The organism is Luxibacter massiliensis (genome assembly GCF_900604355.1).
Classification (GTDB): Bacteria; Bacillota; Clostridia; order Lachnospirales; family Lachnospiraceae; genus Luxibacter; species Luxibacter massiliensis.
Window position 1 is genome coordinate 53,483 of the sequence record NZ_UWOE01000002.1, and the last position, 19,557, is coordinate 73,039.

17 protein-coding genes and 1 tRNA gene are annotated in these 19,557 nt (G+C 34.7%); 3 read left to right on the forward strand and 15 right to left on the reverse strand.

What is annotated here, in order from left to right; genetic code table 11:
- The first annotated feature begins 1 nt into the window (after nt 1).
- Nucleotides 2–1,384 (forward strand): site-specific integrase, encoded by a 1,383-nt coding sequence (locus tag EFA47_RS18200; protein ID WP_122644618.1) that lies wholly within the window; start codon nt 2–4, stop codon nt 1,382–1,384.
- A 176-nt stretch (nt 1,385–1,560) separates the two neighbouring features.
- Here the strand turns inward: EFA47_RS18200 and EFA47_RS18205 are convergent.
- The 7 genes from EFA47_RS18205 to EFA47_RS18235 form a co-directional block, all read right to left on the reverse strand.
- Nucleotides 1,561–1,634 (reverse strand) — tRNA-Arg (locus tag EFA47_RS18205).
- Between the two features lie 464 nt (nt 1,635–2,098).
- Nucleotides 2,099–2,620 carry a DUF2798 domain-containing protein gene (locus EFA47_RS18210; RefSeq protein WP_122644619.1) on the reverse strand — a complete coding sequence of 174 codons (522 nt, stop codon included), beginning with the start codon at nt 2,618–2,620 and terminating at the stop codon, nt 2,099–2,101.
- 307 nt (nt 2,621–2,927) lie between these two features.
- Nucleotides 2,928–3,803, reverse strand: a complete 876-nt coding sequence (locus tag EFA47_RS18215; RefSeq protein ID WP_122644620.1) for a DUF3881 family protein — start codon at nt 3,801–3,803, stop codon at nt 2,928–2,930.
- Between the two features lie 198 nt (nt 3,804–4,001).
- Nucleotides 4,002–5,291: a serine--tRNA ligase gene (serS, locus tag EFA47_RS18220; protein ID WP_122644621.1), complete on the reverse strand. Its 1,290-nt coding sequence runs from the start codon at nt 5,289–5,291 to the stop codon at nt 4,002–4,004.
- 109 nt (nt 5,292–5,400) lie between these two features.
- Nucleotides 5,401–5,919: a DUF4446 family protein gene (locus EFA47_RS18225; protein WP_122644622.1), complete on the reverse strand. Its 519-nt coding sequence runs from the start codon at nt 5,917–5,919 to the stop codon at nt 5,401–5,403.
- A 232-nt stretch (nt 5,920–6,151) separates the two neighbouring features.
- Entirely contained in the window at nt 6,152–7,069 is a 918-nt protein-coding gene (locus EFA47_RS18230; protein WP_122644623.1) for a ParB/RepB/Spo0J family partition protein, read from the reverse strand.
- A 2-nt stretch (nt 7,070–7,071) separates the two neighbouring features.
- The gene (locus EFA47_RS18235) at nt 7,072–7,839 is read right to left on the reverse strand and encodes a ParA family protein (RefSeq protein WP_122644624.1); all 768 of its coding nucleotides are present in this window, start codon (nt 7,837–7,839) and stop codon (nt 7,072–7,074) included.
- Nucleotides 7,840–9,042: 1,203 nt separating this feature from the next.
- Here EFA47_RS18235 and EFA47_RS18240 point away from each other — a divergent pair.
- Nucleotides 9,043–9,999, forward strand: coding sequence for an alpha/beta fold hydrolase (locus tag EFA47_RS18240; RefSeq protein WP_122644625.1), 957 nt, complete (start codon nt 9,043–9,045; stop codon nt 9,997–9,999).
- A gap of 507 nt (nt 10,000–10,506) precedes the next feature.
- Here the strand turns inward: EFA47_RS18240 and rsmG are convergent.
- From rsmG to rpmH, 8 genes are all read right to left on the reverse strand, one after another.
- Nucleotides 10,507–11,217, reverse strand: a complete 711-nt coding sequence (gene rsmG / locus EFA47_RS18250; RefSeq protein ID WP_122644627.1) for a 16S rRNA (guanine(527)-N(7))-methyltransferase RsmG — start codon at nt 11,215–11,217, stop codon at nt 10,507–10,509.
- 100 nt (nt 11,218–11,317) lie between these two features.
- Entirely contained in the window at nt 11,318–13,210 is a 1,893-nt protein-coding gene (mnmG, locus tag EFA47_RS18255) for a tRNA uridine-5-carboxymethylaminomethyl(34) synthesis enzyme MnmG (RefSeq protein ID WP_122644628.1), read from the reverse strand.
- On the reverse strand, nt 13,176–14,588 hold the full coding sequence (mnmE, locus tag EFA47_RS18260; RefSeq protein WP_122644629.1) for a tRNA uridine-5-carboxymethylaminomethyl(34) synthesis GTPase MnmE: 1,413 nt from the start codon (nt 14,586–14,588) through the stop codon (nt 13,176–13,178). Before mnmE ends, mnmG begins: the two co-directional genes overlap by 35 nt.
- A 92-nt stretch (nt 14,589–14,680) precedes the next feature.
- Nucleotides 14,681–15,493 (reverse strand): RNA-binding cell elongation regulator Jag/EloR, encoded by an 813-nt coding sequence (gene jag / locus EFA47_RS18265; protein WP_122644630.1) that lies wholly within the window; start codon nt 15,491–15,493, stop codon nt 14,681–14,683.
- A 33-nt stretch (nt 15,494–15,526) separates the two neighbouring features.
- Complete coding sequence (locus EFA47_RS18270; protein ID WP_122644631.1) at nt 15,527–16,810, reverse strand: YidC/Oxa1 family membrane protein insertase; 1,284 nt, start codon at nt 16,808–16,810, stop codon at nt 15,527–15,529.
- A 12-nt stretch (nt 16,811–16,822) separates the two neighbouring features.
- Nucleotides 16,823–17,035, reverse strand: coding sequence for a membrane protein insertion efficiency factor YidD (gene yidD, locus EFA47_RS18275; protein ID WP_122644632.1), 213 nt, complete (start codon nt 17,033–17,035; stop codon nt 16,823–16,825).
- 69 nt (nt 17,036–17,104) lie between these two features.
- The gene (rnpA, locus tag EFA47_RS18280) at nt 17,105–17,446 is read right to left on the reverse strand and encodes a ribonuclease P protein component (protein WP_122644633.1); all 342 of its coding nucleotides are present in this window, start codon (nt 17,444–17,446) and stop codon (nt 17,105–17,107) included.
- A 45-nt stretch (nt 17,447–17,491) separates the two neighbouring features.
- Nucleotides 17,492–17,626, reverse strand: a complete 135-nt coding sequence (gene rpmH, locus EFA47_RS18285) for a 50S ribosomal protein L34 (protein WP_122644634.1) — start codon at nt 17,624–17,626, stop codon at nt 17,492–17,494.
- 542 nt (nt 17,627–18,168) lie between these two features.
- On the opposite strand from rpmH, the gene dnaA reads away from it, so the two are divergent.
- Complete coding sequence (gene dnaA / locus EFA47_RS18290; protein WP_122644635.1) at nt 18,169–19,539, forward strand: chromosomal replication initiator protein DnaA; 1,371 nt, start codon at nt 18,169–18,171, stop codon at nt 19,537–19,539.
- The last annotated feature ends 18 nt before the right edge of the window (nt 19,540–19,557 follow it).

Consider the following 19,557-nt stretch of genomic DNA (forward strand, 5'->3'; position numbering starts at 1 on the left):
TATGGCTACAATCATTAAGCGTAAAAAGAATTATTCTGTTGTTTATTATTACGATACGCCTCAAGGCGAGAAGAAACAGAAGTGGGAAACCTTTACAACCTACAAAGATGCAAATAAAAGAAAAGTAGAAATTGAAAGTCAGCAGGAGAATGGGACATTTATTGCTCCTACCTCACAGACAGTAGAAGATTTCCTTTATGATTTTGTTACCCTGTATGGTGAAAAGAAATGGGGACTTACTACTTATGACAGTAATTTAGGGTTAATCAGCAACTATATCAATCCAATTATAGGATCGACACCTATTCAGAAGGTAAATCGTAAATTTGTTGATTCTTACTACAAAACACTGACAAAGACAAAACCTGTGATCGTCAGGAACCGTAAACCTAAAAGCGAATATCTTCCTCCTGCGACGATAGAAAAAATTTTCAAACTTCTTTCTACTGCATTTAGTCAGGCAGTCAAATGGGAACTTGTTGGAAAAAATCCTTTCCAGCTTTCAGACGCACTTCCCCGAACCAAATATAAAAAACGTGATATATGGACAGCAGAAAGTATCAGCAAAGCGCTTAACAGTTGCAAAGACGGCAAATTGTATGTAGCAATAAATCTTGCTTTTGCCTGCTCTATGAGGGAAGGGGAGATTCTTGGACTTACCTGGGATCTTGTAAATATTTCCGATGAGGCAATCGCAGAGGATAATGCTTACATTGATATCAAGAAGGAGTTGATCAGAGTCTCAAAAAGGGCACTGGAAACTTTGGATCAGAAAGATGTCTATTATATCTTTCCTCCTTTGATGCCGAATACATCAACCAGGGTTGTTCTGAAAAAGCCCAAAAACGATACAAGTGTCCGCCGAGTATGGATACCCAAAACCCTGGCTTATATCCTGCGTGATTGGAAAAAGGCACAGGACGAACTGAAAGAATTTCTTGGCAATGAATACCAGGACTTCAATCTTGTCGTTGCTCTTGCGAATGGTCGTCCATGTGAAGGAAGGGTATTACTGAAAGCCTTTGAAGAACTTCGCAAGGAAGCCGGACTGCCTAATGTGGTGTTCCATTCACTCAGACATTCCAGTACAACCTATAAACTTAAGCTGAACCATGGCGATATTAAAGCGACTCAGGGCGATACCGGACATGCTCAGGCAGATATGGTTACAGAGGTTTATTCTCATATTCTTGATGAGGATAGGAAAATAAATGCTCAGAAATTTGATGCAGCGTTCTACGCTAATCCGGATTTGAGCAAATACAATCCGCCTCTTCCAAATGAAAAGCCTGAAAAAACAGAAATAGACATCAACAGTTTAATCGAGCAGTTGAAAAAATCGCCCGAGCTGGCTAATACACTGGCACAGCTTTTGGCCCAATAACTTATTAGCACAGAAATTGCTAATTTTATTATTAGCAAGCATACTGATTTTATTAGCAGAAGGTGGTAAACCAGTTCAAGTCCAATTAGCAGGAATTTATATTTATGCAATTTATATTCACGCATGGATTTCTGAAAGAAAAAACGCCACAAATCCTTGGATTCATGGCGTTTATACGTTCCTGACTGGAGTCGAACCAGCGGCCTATTGCTTAGGAGGCAATCGCTCTATCCTACTGAGCTACAGGAACTTATCTATATTATAACGGTTTTATGCAACCGCTACAACCAAATTATTCAGTTTTGGACTTGAACGGGCTGCCACTTAGGAGGCGGTCGCTCTATCCAGCTGAGCTATAGCGACATCTGAAAAATCTATTAAATTGTACTTGTAATCTGAACTCTTGCCAATTGCCTTTAAAGTCTATACTATAATGGTGCCTCAGGGGCAGTCACTCTTCTCTGCTAAACTATAGAGACATTCTAAAACACTTTTAATTAAAAAAGTACCTTTAATAATATAACACGAAATATTTATTTTCACAAGATTTAAAATAAAATTTATTCAATATAATTTATAGAATATTATACAAAAAACTAATTTATTTCGCTTTAATATTATTTTTTCTGCTTTTTAAATATCAAAATAACTTTATTATATAATTTATTCTGATATTTCACTCTACATACGCACTTGTTTCTCAAATTATTACCTTTATCCTATACCTTGATTCGATTTAGCAAATATTACACCGAATATCCTTCTGGCAATTGGACCTGCAATAAAGAGCTGTACGGGCAATGCCATCATAAAATTTTTGCAGTAAGTCACTATGTAGTTTGGTATAAACTGTTCATTAAATCCAGATCCATGATATATTCCCAAAATGCTGGCAAAAGCAACTTGTACTATAACTGTAAAAACTTGTATGATTAAAATAATATAGATTAAACGGTCATCAGGTTTCACGATCTTAAATGCAAAATATTTGGCAATATGGCTGGAAATGAAAAATGCACATAAAAAAATAATAATATATTCAATCCACATTTCTTTCATTGTATCCATAAGCATACCTACACCCGTCCGAAGGACATGTATTAGGGGATGCCCTTTGGATATACTATTTAAAAAATGTTTTGTCACAAGTATTTTATTATATAATGTCATAATATAAACCATAATCCACGCAGTTATTGCGGTAAATACCAAAGATTCTATTTTTGTTCTAGGCATAACTATTCCTCCTTATTTTTATTTTGAACATATATTTTTCGGCTTGCTGATTTTTACTTTAATTACTCATTCTTTAATTCCTCCTTTACCTTAATAATATCAGCAAAAAAATAAATGTCCCTCCGCTGTCCGACAATAGCAGAGTGACATTTAATGTCTGAAATATATAAAATATATTATTTATTTAATTATTTGCTCCGTTAATTTTATATCATATTTTCATAGAAAATTCAAGATTTTCTTAAACAGCTGTGGAAAAATATCTTCTGCTAAGAGAAACAAGTGAAAATTTCAATTTCTTTTATACTCAAAAATTAATGTACCCTTGTAACCAAATAGTTCCTTTAAATCTGCGTCCAATTTCAGGTTCCCCCATAACTTCACTTTTAGGTACGCAAATGTCAAACTGTAGTTCATTAACGTCTAATTTTAATTGATATAACTCTTCACCTGTCAGGCTATTTTCTATTTTTCTTACGGCAAGTATTTCCCCCATAATAGAATATAAATCACATTCCACACCATACGGCATAAAATATGTATCTACGATCGTAAAAATATCCTCGTTTATAAGTCTTCTTGACACCTTTGAATAAATATCGATGTCATCTAAAGTTAGTGTTTCAATTGCCGTCTGATCCCCGCTGCGTGCAGCATTTAGAAGCATTTTTCTATTATCTGATGCTTCCTTTTCATTTCTCATTTGTTCCTTGTTTTTTTTAACAGGAAACAAGATTTTACCAGACAATGCCAACCCTGAAAATGTTACTGAAGTTGCTGGCCTAAAATCAAAGCCGAGCTGCTGTTCTTTCATATATTCAATTCCATTTTGTAGATGAAAGATAAGACTTATGCCAACTTTAGGATCTTCACAAATTCCTACATACTGTTCTTTTTCAATTCTTTTTTCTACCAGGACTTCTACGCAAGTGGTTATGCCACTCCCTTCAAAATATGGAAAATAATAATCTGCATCAAAATTTTCATGTCCATCTAACTCGCCACAAATTGTAATTCCTATATTTTGACCATACTCTTTTTGGAATTCACAGTAATCTGCATCTTCCTGATAAGAAACAATAGTCTGATGTGTAAAATTTGTTTCCACTTGGTTCAGAATCTCTTTTAATTCTTTTTTTGTATTTAGATTATTGAAACCAATGGCCTTTAAATATTGATGCATATTATTCTCCAAATTATATAACTTAATTTAAAAGACTACTACAATTTATTTCTTACTGAACATTCGCAGTTTAATAGGTATAACCTTGTCGGATGAAGTCCATGCGTCCGAAAGACAAGCATTATGGGCCTAGTAATAAGCCATGTTGGGTATACCAATCAATGTCCATCTGCAATTTGGCAGTCAAATGTAATCTTTTTATTTATTTTTCACATGAATCTGGCTGCATCCGCCCATATATGGCTGAAGTGCTTCAGGTATTTTAACTGACCCATCTGCCTGTAAATTATTCTCCAGAAATGCAATTAACATTCTTGGAGGTGCCACTACTGTATTATTCAAAGTATGGGCAAAGTATTTACCCTCTTTTCCTTTTACCCTGATGCCTAACCTTCTGGCCTGGGCATCTCCTAAATTGGAACAACTGCCTACCTCAAAATATTTTTTCTGCCTGGGCGACCAAGCTTCTACATCTACTGATTTTACTTTTAAGTCTGCCAAATCACCAGAGCAACATTCCAATGTGCGGACAGGTATATCCAGTGAACGGAATAAATCAACAGTATTTTTCCATAATTTCTCGTACCACTGCATACTTTCTTCTGGTTTACAAACTACAATCATTTCCTGTTTTTCAAATTGATGGATTCTATATACACCTCTCTCTTCAATACCATGGGACCCTTTTTCTTTTCTAAAACAGGGTGAATAACTTGTCAAAGTTTGAGGTAATTCTTCCTCTGCAATCTGTGTATTAATGAATTTACCAATCATAGAGTGTTCACTTGTACCAATAAGATACAAGTCTTCCCCTTCTATCTTATACATCATTGCATCCATTTCTGCAAAACTCATAACGCCAGTTACTACATTACTTCTAATCATGAAAGGAGGTATACAATATGTAAACCCTCTGTTAATCATAAAATCTCTGGCATAAGATATTACTGCAGAATGAATACGTGCTATATCTCCCATTAAATAATAAAAACCACTTCCCGCAACATTCCGTGCGCTGTCCAAATCAATCCCCTGAAAACTTTCCATTATTTCTGTATGGTACGGAATGTCAAAGTCCGGTACAAATGGCTCTCCATATCTTTCAAGTTCTACGTTCTCACTGTCATCCTTACCTATAGGCACTGAAGGGTCAATTATGTTAGGAATGACCATCATAACTTTTTTAAGATTTTCTTCAACTTCTTTTTCTTCAACAGATAAGGCTTCTATTCTGTCCGCATTCTCGGACACCTGTCTTTTCAGGCTTTCTGCATCTTCTTTTTTCCCCTGTGCCATCATGGCGCCTATTTCTTTTGATATCTTATTTTTTTCTGCCCTCAGAGCCTCTACTTCTTGTTTAATATCACGGTTCCTCTGATCTAACTTCAGTACCTCATCCACTAAAGGTAATTTTTCATCCTGGAATTTATTTTTAATATTTTGTCTCACTGCCTCTGGATTTGTTCTTACAAATTTGATATCTAACATTTTATTTTCTCCTTTAAACCTTATTAAATGCTTTAGTATCTATTTGCTCTCTAGGGCATCTATTTTGATATGCCCTCGAGTACATTCATTTTAACATATTTAATAAAGACTATTTTAAAGCATATGCTTCCTGGAAAATTGCCCTTTCAAGAGATTCAGCTTCTTCCTCTGCTAACTCTATATAGCTTTCCCCTTTTACTACTTCTTTAATATAGGTGTAGCAGCCTTCTCTGCTGTGCATGGCATTCATAATCCAACCATTATTATTTTCGTCAAGCATAGTTAAAGCAAAACTCAGGTTTCCTCCCATTTCATGAAAAGCATCATATTTGACAATTCCAATCTTCTGGTAATGACCTTTTATTTGTTTGTTAATAGTACTAATATCATCTGTGTTTTTCTTGACATTTTCTATGATTTCATCTATTTCAGAAAATCGTTTTAAAATACTTTCTTCTAAATTCTTTCCATCTTTTCCTTTCATAAACGATGAATAACTTGCTTTCAGTCTATTATACTTCATATTAACTCTTATCATTAATATAAAAAATATAATTTGAACAGCAAATAAAAATATAATCAAATAGGATGGATCTATGCCATAACTATTCAAAAAATCACTAACCATTTATTTTACACCTCTTAATTATTTGTTTCACTCCCAGTTTTCTATACTCCATTATTCTCACTATAAATCATATCCAGAAATAACTTTTAATACACCTATGACAGTATATCTATACTTATTGAAAATTAGCAGTTCAATAAGTATAACCTCATTAGGCAAAGTCCATCCATCCGAAGGACATGTATAAGGAATCCTCTTTAGATATAGATACTTGAAATACATATTTATTTTATTAATGATTTTGTATGCTCAAAATCAAATCGAATATACGTTCGAGTTCGTCCTCTGAATAATATTCTATCTCTATCTTCCCCTTACCATCAGATTTGGCATTCACATTTACTTTTGTCCCAATAATATTCTTCATTTTTTCTTCAATATTTGTATATATAAAAGTATTCTCTTTTTTTTCTACTTTTTGTATTTTCTTAGGGTTTTTTAAAGTTTTTACTAATTTTTCAGTCTCCCTTACGCTCAACTTTTCATCAAAGATTTTATTAGCTATTATAAATTGTTGTTCTTCATCATCAATTGCTAAAAGCGCACGGGCATGTCCAGTAGTAATCATATCATCTACTATCATTTGCTGTACTTTAGCGCTTAATTTTAACAAGCGCATAGAATTAGTTACTGCTGTTCTGCTCTTTGAAACTCGTTCAGCCACTTCATCCTGTTTTAAACTAAATTCTTCCAGAAGTCTTTTATAAGCCATGGCTTCCTCAATAGGATTCAAATTCTCTCTCTGTATATTTTCTATTAAAGAAATTTCAACTATTTCCTGAGCTGTATACTCTTTTATAACCACGGGCACTTCTTTAATTCCAGCAATTTTAGCAGCTCTCCATCTTCTCTCACCAGCAATTATTTCATAATAATCTTTCTTTTTTTGTACTAATAAAGGCTGAAGAATGCCAAATTGTTTAATAGAATCTGCTAATTCTAAAAGGGAATCCTCATCAAACTCTTTCCGAGGTTGTTCACGATTAGGCTCCACTTTATTTATTTTAACAAGAATTTCCCCAAAATTATTTGATTCCCCAGGATGATCCACAGCTTTTTCTTCTACTTGGTAAGTCGTATTATTTTTTGTATTTTTATCGGGGATAAGACTGTCTAATCCCTTTCCTAAACCATTTCTTTTAACTGCCATAACTATTTTTCTCCTTTATGAATCACTTCTTCCGCTAACATCATATAGCTTTCCGCCCCTGCTGATTTGGGATCATATAAATTAATAGGCATTCCATAGCTCGGGGCTTCAGCCAAACGAATATTTCTTGGTATAATAGTTTTATATATATTTTGGTTTAGGTTATCCTTAACGTTTTCCACTACTTGTAAAGATAAATTTGTTCTTGCGTCATACATTGTAAAAACAACACCTTCAATATTTAAAGAAGGATTCAATCTATCTTGGACTAATTCTATAGTATGTATTAGCTGACTTAACCCCTCAAGTGCATAATATTCACATTGAATAGGAACAAGTACTGAATCTGCTGTTGTCATTGCATTAATGGTAAGCATGCTCAATGCAGGAGGGCAATCTATGATTATATAATCATAATCATCTTTTACTTTTTCAATTTCATTTTTGATAATATATTCTTTATTGTCAACACCTATCAATTCTATCTCGGCTGCTGATAAATTAATATTAGATGGGAGAACATCCAAGTTTTCATATACTTCCTTGCATATGCATTTTTCAATGCTGGCATTACCTATAATCAAATCATAAACACTATATTCTATCCCAGTTTTATCCACACTAAGACCACTTGTCATATTTCCCTGTGGATCCATATCCAAGGATAATACTTTTTTCCCAAGGTCCGCTAATGCTGCAGATAAATTAATAGCTGTAGTAGTTTTTCCTACTCCGCCCTTTTGATTGGCAATTGCGATAATTCTACCCATTTTCGTACTCCTTTCATTGAACACTTTATTATTATATCATCTTTTAATTTTTATATCTACACAATGTTTCACGTGAAACATATATTTTTTATATAAAACTTAAATAAACGTATTAGTAAGCATACTTCTTAAACAGAATCAGGGCATTCCTTAATACATGTACTCGGACGGGCCGAATTCGTCCAGCAAGGTATACCCACATGCCATCCCCTAATACATGTCCTTTGGACAAATGGACTTCGTCCAGCAAGGTATACTTATTGAACTACTAATATTTAATAAGGTATAGCTTTTGGTATATGTATATTTTTTTTAAATGTTTCACGTGAAACATTTATTTAATTTATTTTATGTTTTACTATTTTGGACAAAAGCTAATATGCATTTTTAAAAACAATTTATAAAATGTATTATATTAGATGTATCCAAAAGTGTCTTGGTTTATACTTATTGGACGAAGTCCACCCGCCCCTTTAAGGGCCTGCATAACGGGATGCCTTTTGGGTATACCTTATCGAATAGAGTCTGCCGCCTCTTTGGGTATACGTTAATGTATATTCAGAATTAAGTGTATACTTTATAAAGTATCTTTTAATACTATGTTTGATTGAGATGTTAGATCAAAATTACTATTTATACTATATGGTATTAGAAATTAAATTTTTGTTGTTTAGATTTTAGTACATATTTGCTCATAAAAATATATCATATTAAATATAAGAAATGTAAATATATATATTATACTGTCAGAGATAATTTGTGAAAACTTATATTAAAGAGATTATTAACAATTAGCAAATACTAATTAAGAAATATATCTGAGGTATTGTATTCAAACGTCTGTATCTGGAACAAACATATATTAAACCATTTAATAAATTTTATCCAAAAAGAACAAATGAGTTTTAGACATTTATAGAAATAAATTATAAAGCACATATATCTGTTTCCTAATATTTAATCAACATAGTTTCATGAATGTTTCACGTGAAACATTTGCATATGCATTTTAATACAATTTTACTTTATTTGCGTTTATCAATGTAGTATAATAATAGATATCTCTGAAGGTGTCTTCTAAATCAGTTCCTTTGGATGGATAAATTCTATTTGAAAAGACTTGCCCACAGGGCATACCATAATACATGTCCTTCGGACGGGTAGACTTCGTCTAACAAGGTATAATTTGAAAGAGGTGATTTTTTGAGTTGGAAAAAGAAATTTACTGCATGTACTATTATAACAGGAATCGCAGCAAGTGCAGTACATGTCATTAATAGATTTGTTTATTATATTTCCACCCTGGACAATCTATTATTGGAGAAAAACGCAGAATATTATGATTGGAGGTTTGGGCGCATATTTTATACAAAATGTGGAAGTGGATCTCCTATTCTTCTTATACACGATTTAGATGTCTGTAGCTCTTCATATGAATGGAAGAAAATAATAAACACATTATCTAAAACCAATACAGTTTATACACTGGATTTACTCGGCTGCGGACGTTCTGATAAACCTAACCTTACATATACAAACTATTTATATGTGCAGTTAATCAGTGATTTTATTAAACATAAAATAGGGGAAAAAACAGATATTATTGCGACTGGAGAATCAAGCTCCTTTAGTTTAATGGCCTGTGGAAATGATGATTCTATTATTAATAAAATTATATTAGTTAATCCAAGTAATCTTGTTTCTTTATCAAAAATACCTACTAAAAAAACTAAATCTCTCAGATTTATAATTTCGACTCCTATCCTTGGAACATTTTTATATAATATTATTATTAACAAAAAAACCATTGAAAGTAATTTTAATATGAATTATTTTTATGATCATAATAAAATTGAAGAAAAAGATATTTTAAGTTATTTTGAAGCATCACACATAGATAATACTCGTTCGAAATACCTTTACGGAAGTATAATATCAAGATACACGAATGCCAACATAATATCTTGTCTCAAAAAATTAAATAATAGTATATTTATAATAGTTGGTAACTCAAATCCCGAGAATATATTGATAGCTAATCAATATCAAAATCAACTTCCGTCTATTGAAATTGTAGAAATAAGTAAAACAAAGCATCTGCCACACATGGAAATGCCAAAAGAATTTACAGAACAAGTAAAAATTTTATTTGATATATAAATATACCTTATTGAACATTAGCAGTTCAATAAGTATAACCTTACTGGACGCATTCCACCCGCCCAAAGGACATGCATTATGGGATGCCCTTTGGGTATACCTTGCTGGACGCAGTCCGCCCGTCCAAAGGACATGCATTATGGGATGCCCTTTGGGTATACCTTGCCGGACGCAGGCCGCCCGTCCAAAGGACATGCATTATGGGATGCCCTTTGGGTATACCTTGCCGGACGCAGGCCGCCCGTCCAAAGGACATGCATTATGGGATGCCCTTTGGGTATACCTTGCCGGACGCAGGCCGCCCGTCCAAAGGACATGCATTATGGGATGCCCTTTGGGTATAATAAAGTGTACTTGATAATTTACAATACTTAAACAGGTAAATCTAAGTACCGGTATAAAAAATAAATCAATAGTATTAATTATCAAGTACACTCTTATATAATAAATATCATGAATCTCTTAGCATATAATCATATTAAAAACCTGCAACCATTATGGTCCTGGTTATAATGGTTCTTTTGAAGGCATTCCCGCTTTCCTGGGATATCTTTTCTGAGTCTTATTAATTTTTTGTATTTTGACAAAAGCTCTTCCTATCTCTGTGCCTGGAATCTGAAATTTTATAACATCTTTTATTTTTCCTCCTAAAATTGAGATTGCCCTTTCAGATTGACACACCTCCTCCTCTATATGACCCGACTTATAAGATATAAATATTCCATTTACTTTAATAAAAGGTATACAATACTCACTTAATGTAGAGAGGTTAGCAACTGCCCTGGAAACACACAAATCAAAATGCTCTCTATATTGGCCCTCCCTTGCAAAATCTTCTGCCCTTCCATGAAAAGCTTCAATACCATCCAATTCTAAATCTTTCATAACTGTATTCAAAAAATTTACTCTTTTATTCAACGAATCTAACAATACAACTTTCAAATGTGGAAATACAATCTTCAATGGTAATGCAGGAAAACCAGCACCAGTTCCCACATCAATAACTGTTCTTATTTCTCCCATATTTACTGCTTTTACTACAGCCAAGCTATCAATGAAATGTTTTTCATATACTTCCCCATACTCTGTAATACTTGTCAAATTCATGACTCTGTTCCACTCAACAAGCAATTCGTAATACCTATGAAACTTTTGCTGCATCTGATCATTTAAATGTATATCTAAATCTGCCAGTTGCTGCATAAATTTATCTACCATATAATTTCTCCTATTCACCTCATATATTATTACACTGTATAGTAATATATAATATAGTAATATACTGCATTTTTTTATTTTTATCTACTCAAACGTCTAACTATCTTCCCTCCATATAAACTAACAGTACTGAAATATCCGCTGGGGATACTCCTGATATTCGTGAGGCCTGGCCTATAGATAACGGCTTTATATCAGTCAGTTTCTGCTTTGCCTCAAGCCTTAAGCTCTTAATATCATGATAATTTATATCCTCTGGTATCAATTTCTTCTCAAGTTTTTTAAACTGCTCTACCTGCCTCTGCTGACGTTTAATATACCCTTCATATTTAATATTAATATTAACTTGCTCCTGGATATCAAAGGGAAGGCTCATTCTGCCCTGGTCAATAGGTTTCAATATTTCATAAGATAACTCTGGGCGCCGTATTAATTCTGCCAATGTTGTCCCAGAAATTAAAGATGTACTCCCATATTTTTTCAACAAATTCTGTACCTCTTCTGAAGTCCCGATATTTGTATGCTCCACCCGTCTAATTTCTTCTTCTATTAATTTCTCTTTTTCCAACAGATACTGATAACGTTCTTCATCTATAAGGCCCACCTCATACCCCAATTTAGTAAGTCTTAAATCTGCATTATCCTGCCGCAGCAAAAGTCTGTATTCAGCTCTTGAAGTCATCATCCTATAAGGCTCATGGCTCTCTTTTGTGACTAAATCATCGATTAAAACACCTATATACCCTTCAGAGCGATCAATTACTATCCCTTCCTTTCCCTGAAGCTTCCTCGCAGCATTAATTCCAGCTATCAAACCTTGGGCCGCTGCCTCTTCATATCCAGAGCTGCCATTAAATTGGCCTCCGCTGAATAATCCTTCTATATTTTTAAATTCCAGGGTGCTTTTCAGCTGCCTGGCATCAATACAGTCATATTCAATGGCGTACGCATTTCTGACTATCTTTGCGTTCTCTAAACCCGGCACACTTCTATACATATCATATTGTACATCCTCAGGAAGTGAACTTGACATGCCCCCTATATACATCTCTGTTGTATCCAGTCCCTCCGGCTCAATAAATACCTGGTGCCTGTCTTTATCTGCAAATTTTACAACCTTATCCTCGATAGACGGGCAATATCTAGGGCCTGTCCCTTCTATCATTCCTGAAAACAGGGGAGATCTGTCTAAATTATTTTTAATCACTTCATGTGTTTTTTCATTTGTATATGTGAGCCAACAGGAAACCTGATCTATCTGAATATCCTCCGGATCGGTTGTAAATGAAAATGGGACTATCTTTTCATCTCCTTTTTGTTCTTCCATTTTAGTAAAATCAATAGAATTTTTGTCAATTCTGGCAGGTGTGCCTGTCTTAAAACGATACATTTTTATTCCCATTGACTTTAAACTCTCTGTAAGGTAATTTGCAGCCTGCAAACCATTTGGACCCGTATTAGTACTAACATCCCCATATATACATTTTGCCTTCAAATAGGTACCTGTACATAATATCACCGCACGGCAGCGGTATGTGGCGCCTAAGTATGTCCGAACACCAATTATTTTCTGATTTTCTGAGAGTATATCTGTTATCTCCGTCTGACGTATATCTAAATTCTCCTGTCCCTCCAAAATACGCCTCATTGTCCGGCTATATCCTGCCTTATCTGCCTGCGCGCGAAGAGAATGGACCGCTGGCCCTTTCGATTTATTCAACATTTTTGACTGGATAAAGGTCTTGTCAATCACCTTTCCCATTTCACCCCCAAGTGCATCAACCTCCCTCACAAGATGCCCTTTGGAACTGCCCCCTATATTCGGATTACATGGCATCAAAGCAATACTGTCCACACTCACCGTGAATATAATGGTCCTAAATCCCATCCTGGCAGATGCCAGGGCTGCCTCACAGCCAGCGTGCCCTGCACCCACTACAGCTATATCATAATGATCTCTACTTTCCCATACAGAATTTGCTGAATATTTCATTTATTAAATCTTCTCCTATCGTTTCTCCTGTTATACTTCCAAGTGAATCATATGCATCCATTAAATCAATAGAATAAAAATCTTCAGGCAATCTATTTTCAATACTAACAATAACTTTATCCAAACTTTCATAGGCATCTGACAAAGCAGATTTATGCCTTACATTCGTTATATATATTTCTTCATTAAATGACACTTCTCCATTTAAAAACATTTCTGTAAGTAATTTTTCAAACTCTTGAATTCCCTGCTCTTCTTTAACCGAAATATCTATCATAGGTATATTTTTTGCAACTATTCCTGCATTATTTTCATTTTTTAATATAATACTCATTCTATTTTGCAGGATTTCTTTCGTTAATTCTGTCTTTAAATCTGATTTATTCAGCAGTACAACAGTCTTTTTGTCAGAAATGAGTCCCATAATACGTTCATCATTTTGGTCAAACTTCCTGGAAGCATCCGCCACATAAATGACCAAGTCTGCATCCCTGACATATTTTTCTGCCTTATCTACTCCCATCTGTTCAATTAAATCACTTGTATCCCGTATTCCCGCTGTATCAATCATATTTAATGTCAGTCCGCCAAATTGTATCTGCTCTTCCAATATATCCCTTGTTGTACCTTCTATGTCAGTCACAATAGCTCTCTCTCTTCCTGCAAGTATATTAAGAAGTGAAGATTTTCCGGCATTTGGCTTTCCTACAATGACAGTCTGTATTCCCTCCTTTATAATCCTGCCGTTGTCGGCAGAATCGATAAGTTCCTTAATCTCATTTGATATACGGCCAATTGTACTTTTTAATCTGTCAGGATACTCATCAAGCTTATAATGCTCCGGATCATCAATAGCTGTTTCAATAAAAGCTGTCTCATAAAGTATCCTCTTCCTTATATCTTCTATTTTATTCTTGACACTGCCTTTTAGTTGGCTGACGGAACTTTTAAGGGCATATTCATTTTTAGAATTAATAACATCTATTACAGCCTCTGCCTGGGATAAGTCCAACTTTCCATTTAAAAAAGCCCGTTTTGTGAATTCTCCAGGATCTGCAGGCCTTGCTCCATTTTTTATAACAGTTTCCAAAATACGTTTTACTACATATGTCCCCCCATGACAATTAATTTCAACTGTGTCTTCACCTGTAAAAGTTCTGGGAGCTTTCATTAACATAACCAATACTTCATCTATAATCTCTGTACCATCCTTTATAAAACCATAATGGATAGTATGGGTTTTCTCATTAACAATTCCACTTTTCCCAGAATAAACTTCAGCAACTATCCTAAATGCTTCCTCACCACTAATACGGACAATGCCAATGCCCGAATTGGTCATGCCAGTTGAAATTGCAGCGATCGTATCTTTTTTCATCTATACCTCCTGATAAATTAGAAAAAAGACGTTTCCCTGCTTCACGAAAACATATCCGTGAAGCGGAAACGTCCTCTTTCGCTTCAATACAATTATCTTTTTAAAGTTACAACAACTTTTCTGTAAGGCTCCTCACCTTCACTGTGTGTTGTTACATATGAATCTGACTGGAGTGCTGCATGTATGATTCTTCTTTCATATGGATTCATAGGTTCCAGGGACACAGGCCTCTTAGACCTTTTTACCTTATAAGCGATATTTTTAGCTAAATTTTTAAGTGTCTCTTCTCTTCTTGCACGATAATTTTCTGTATCCAGCTTTACCCTTATATATCCATCCTGATGTTTATTAGCTACTCTGTTGGCAAGATATTGAAGTGAATCCAAGGTTTGTCCTCTTTTTCCAATAAGAATCCCCATATTACTGCCCTTCATCTCTATGCTCAGTGCCCCATCAGAATCAACGTCAGAAATAAGCTCAACTGTCATCCCCATTGCTTTCAGGGTATCATTCAGGAAAGATTCCACGGCCTTCTTAGTCTCTTCTTTTACCTCGGCAAGTTCAGATTCATGTCTCGGCCCGTGGCCCTCTTTTGGAGGCGCCTCCTTTTTAACTTCTTTTTTTATAACTTCACTTTTACTAACTTCCTTCACAGACTTAGATTGAATCTCAGTATTTACTTCCTGATTTTTTTCATGAATCAAACTCTTCTGTTCATCAACTACAGGTTCAGGTTTCCTTCTGGCCTCAATTACAGCCTGCTTCATACCAATTCCAAGAAATCCGGCGCTTCCTTTTTCAATGACTTCATACTCTAATCTGTCACTGGTAACACCCAATTGAATCAATGCTTCTGTAATTGCATCATCTATTGTCTTTGCCGATACTCTGATACTACCATTCATCCTGAATCCTCCCTTTCCATATTGAATGACTGATTATTTCCCTTCATCCTTCTTATCTGAAGAGCTATTATTATATCTGCTTACCATGTTAGCCTTAGCTGCAAGACTGCCAGGCTTTGCATTCTTAGTATACTGTTCTGCCTTTTTAAGCCGCTCTTCTCTATCAGCATCCGATATTTTAGATTTTCTTTTATCTTCAACATTCTTTGTACTGGCAGTCGCCATTTTATTAATTTCTTTTGCTGAAGTTCCTTTTTTCTCGCGTTTCTTTTTAGCTTTCTCTTGATTTTCTTTAATTAATTCATCTGTTGATTTCTTACCAAGATATTTATTAATAGCCATCTGCTGCACGCTTCTTACGATAGCGCTGACCGCCCAATATAAACCAAGGCCGGCGGGAAGCGTAAATCCCATAAATACGGAGAACAATGGCATTGTATAAGTCATAGTTTTCATAGAGTTGGCCATTGGATTACTTTTGTCAACCTCAGGCTGTGGCTGCAGTTTTACACTTATAAACTGTGTAAGTCCTGCCATTACAGGTATAATAACTGCAAGGATAATTCCTACAATAGAAAAATCCTTTACTGCTGCAGTCAGCATTGTGAAAGGTGCTTCTCCAATATTAATGCCAAGAAAACTGTTAAGGTGCCCCACTGTCTGGGTTGTACTATTTACAATACTCTCAAGCGCCGGAATCTTATCTACCAATGTATCCCATGTAGAGTCCTGGAATTTATACAGCACATTTACGAGGGTATCTGCCTTTGAATAATCATATGCACTTGCACTCATCAAAACAGGCTTTGCCTCACCGATTTTCTCCATAATCTTCTGAAAACCATCTGCAGCCATTATCTGATTTACGACCGGCATATACACATCTTTTACGCCCTGTACATATTTTGGTATATTCTGAATAACCGGGTACAAAGCAAATAAAACTGGCATCTGAATCAATAACGGAAGACACCCCCCTGTTGGAGAAGTCCCGTATTTTTCATAGATAGTCTGCATCTCCTCCTGCTGTTTCATCAGGGATGCCTGATCTTTTTTATTTGCATACTTTTTCTGAATTTTCTGAATTTCAGGATTCATCACAGCAGACATTTTAGACCACTTCTGCTGTTTGATTGTAAGAGGAATCATCAATGTATATACAATGATAGTAAAAATGATAATACAGATACCAATATTCTGTATACCAAATATACCATCCATTACATTATAAATTCCATTCATCACTTTTCCCAATAACCAGGCAATCTGATGAATAATTGGCCAATCCTCAAATCCTGCAGCTAAAATTCCATACATCTTTTATCCTCCTTAGGGTACCGGATCATATCCGCCTTTTGCAAAAGGATTGCAGCGCAAAATTCTCCAGACAGTCAAGGCCCCGCCTTTAAAAGCTCCATATTTTTGTATAGCCTCTATACCATACTGTGAACAAGTAGGGGTATAAATACAATGATACCTTGTTTTCAGTCCAGATAAATACTTTTGATAGAATCTGATAAATCCTATAAAAATATGCTTCATTTACGTCACTCCTTTTATATTCAAAGCACAGGGCATTTTATATACCGCCGGCTCCCGCCTGTTGTTATATTAAACAGGGCAATATATATCATGAAGCTTTCCCAGGTGGATAAGTGCACTCTCGATTTCATGGTAAGTCCTATCCTTTGCACTCACTCTTGCTAATACAATCATATCTAAGCCACCCCGGAAATGTTCTTCTTGAAGTCTGTAACTTTCTCTTATTAATCTGGTAATACGATGTCTGACAACGCTGTTTCCAACTTTTTTACTTACAGAAATTCCAAGTCTGTTCTTCTTCAGATTATTTTCTTTTATATACATTACAAGATACTTATTTGCGTAGGATTTTCCACATTTATAGATATCCTGAAAATCTTTATTTTTCTTTAAAGATTCCGAAAATTTCATCAAATACCTCTTTATAAATAGAAGAAAAGGCCACATAGATGCGGCCTAAGCTGATAACTGTTTTCTTCCTTTTGCCCTTCTGGCAGCCAATACTCTTCTTCCGCCTTTTGTGCTCATTCTCGCCCTAAAACCATGAACTTTTGCTCTCTTCCTTCTCTTTGGCTGAAATGTCATCTTCATTATAAATACACCTCCCTTTTATTGAGATACTTATCATAAAGTATTTACAATTATTCTCATTTTTTAGTGTTATTTCTTCTATTATAATATAGGGAAAGACACTGCTCTTAATTATATTCAAAAAATATACGTAAGTCAAGCTATTCCGGGGATTTTCTGATAAAAAGCAGATTTTTATTATATTTCAAAGATATGCCTTATGCTTCTGCTGCCTGATGTAATTCCATTAAGCACATCCAGACAAATATATCACCATCTAAAAATTTAGGTTAAAACATAATGTGGCTATAATTGGCCTTATAATGTGGATAATTATAATTTCCGATGTTGATAATATGTAGAAAACTATAAAATAAAAATAGGATAATAGATTTCATCCGTATACTTTCAAATGTAAATACGCTAAATTCTATTACTGTTAAGACTGTTGGTAAAGTTATACACATCATTTCTCATTGCTTATCAAACTGTTTTGATGTAAAATGTAATAGAGAGAGTTTGCCTGTGTAGATCTCTCTATTATATTTATAGGAGTACAATCGATGAACATTGTAGAAGACAATTGGGAGCAGATCCTAAATAAAATGAAATTAGAATATTGCTCATCTAATATTTCATACAATACGTGGATTTCACCGCTTACCGTATATGAAGTGACCGATGACACTGTCTATATTCTTGTAAAACTAAAAGCAAGCCTTGAGCACATTGAAGAAAAATACCTTCTTCCTTTCAAAGTATGTATTGCTGAAGTTACGGGTACAGAGTATGAAATTTCTTTTGTTACAGAAGATAATGTCATTATAAAAGAAAAGAAGAAGCAAACAGTAAGGAAGCAAAAGTCAAATGCACTATTTGAAAATGCAAATCTAAATTCAAAGTATACATTTGATACTTTTGTTGTAGGCAGCAATAATAATTTTGCTCATGCAGCTTCACTGGCGGTAGCTGAATCACCTGGTGAAATATACAACCCGCTTTTCATATATGGCGGCGTAGGTCTTGGTAAAACGCATTTGATGCATTCAGTTGCACATTTTATACTGGAAAACGACCCATCAAAGAAAGTACTCTATGTAACAAGTGAAACCTTTACAAATGAACTGATTGACGCTTTAAAAATAGGCAAGAATAAGAATGAGCTTGCCATGACAACATTCCGTGAAAAATATAGAAATAACGATGTGCTTTTAATAGATGATATTCAATTTATAATCGGAAAAGAAAGTACACAGGAAGAGTTTTTTCACACTTTTAACCATCTTCATGTATCAGGAAAACAAATTATTATATCAAGTGACAAGCCGCCCAAAGATATAGAAACTCTGGAAGCCAGGCTCAGAACCCGTTTTGAGTGGGGATTGATTGCTGATATATCTTCCCCTGATTATGAGACAAGGATGGCAATCCTGCGTAAAAAAGAAGAGCTTGACGGACTGGAACGTTACCATATACCAAATGAAGTCCTTCAATATATAGCCAATAATATTAAATCAAATATACGGGAGCTCGAAGGTTCCCTCAATAAATTGATTGCCTTGTCAAACCTTGAAAAAAAACCGATAGATATACCTCTGGCTGCGGAAGCCCTTAAGGATATGATATCACCTGACGACAGCCGTGAAATAACACCTGAATTAATTATTGACGTAGTTTCTGATCACTTTAACATTCCTGTATCTGAATTAAAAGGTAAAAAGCGAAACGCTGAGATTGTACTGCCACGTCAAATTGTCATGTATCTTTGCCGTTTAATGACAGAAACTCCCCTTAAAACTATAGGTATTATACTTGGGGGAAAGGATCACGCCTCAGTCAGCCATGGCATTAAGAAAATTACCCACGATATAACCGTTGACGAAGCATTGAATAATACAGTAAATATTATAAAAAAGAAAATAAATCCTATATAAGTTGTGAATAACCGTGTT

Excerpts from the sequence above, each read along its gene's own strand:
- rsmG (WP_122644627.1), bottom strand. The coding sequence starts at position 11,217 with ATGGTAGATAAATTTATGCAGCAACTGGCAGATTTAGATATACATTTA.
- rpmH (WP_122644634.1), bottom strand. The coding sequence starts at position 17,626 with ATGAAGATGACATTTCAGCCAAAGAGAAGGAAGAGAGCAAAAGTTCAT.
- EFA47_RS18230 (WP_122644623.1), bottom strand. The coding sequence starts at position 7,069 with ATGGCAGTTAAAAGAAATGGTTTAGGAAAGGGATTAGACAGTCTTATC.
- mnmE (WP_122644629.1), bottom strand. The coding sequence starts at position 14,588 with ATGAAAAAAGATACGATCGCTGCAATTTCAACTGGCATGACCAATTCG.
- EFA47_RS18235 (WP_122644624.1), bottom strand. The coding sequence starts at position 7,839 with ATGGGTAGAATTATCGCAATTGCCAATCAAAAGGGCGGAGTAGGAAAA.
- rnpA (WP_122644633.1), bottom strand. The coding sequence starts at position 17,446 with ATGAAATTTTCGGAATCTTTAAAGAAAAATAAAGATTTTCAGGATATC.
- yidD (WP_122644632.1), bottom strand. The coding sequence starts at position 17,035 with ATGAAGCATATTTTTATAGGATTTATCAGATTCTATCAAAAGTATTTA.
- EFA47_RS18225 (WP_122644622.1), bottom strand. The coding sequence starts at position 5,919 with ATGGTTAGTGATTTTTTGAATAGTTATGGCATAGATCCATCCTATTTG.
- EFA47_RS18215 (WP_122644620.1), bottom strand. The coding sequence starts at position 3,803 with ATGCATCAATATTTAAAGGCCATTGGTTTCAATAATCTAAATACAAAA.
- dnaA (WP_122644635.1), top strand. The coding sequence starts at position 18,169 with ATGAACATTGTAGAAGACAATTGGGAGCAGATCCTAAATAAAATGAAA.
- EFA47_RS18210 (WP_122644619.1), bottom strand. The coding sequence starts at position 2,620 with ATGCCTAGAACAAAAATAGAATCTTTGGTATTTACCGCAATAACTGCG.
- jag (WP_122644630.1), bottom strand. The coding sequence starts at position 15,493 with ATGAATGGTAGTATCAGAGTATCGGCAAAGACAATAGATGATGCAATT.
- serS (WP_122644621.1), bottom strand. The coding sequence starts at position 5,291 with ATGTTAGATATCAAATTTGTAAGAACAAATCCAGAGGCAGTGAGACAA.
- EFA47_RS18200 (WP_122644618.1), top strand. The coding sequence starts at position 2 with ATGGCTACAATCATTAAGCGTAAAAAGAATTATTCTGTTGTTTATTAT.
- EFA47_RS18270 (WP_122644631.1), bottom strand. The coding sequence starts at position 16,810 with ATGTATGGAATTTTAGCTGCAGGATTTGAGGATTGGCCAATTATTCAT.
- mnmG (WP_122644628.1), bottom strand. The coding sequence starts at position 13,210 with ATGAAATATTCAGCAAATTCTGTATGGGAAAGTAGAGATCATTATGAT.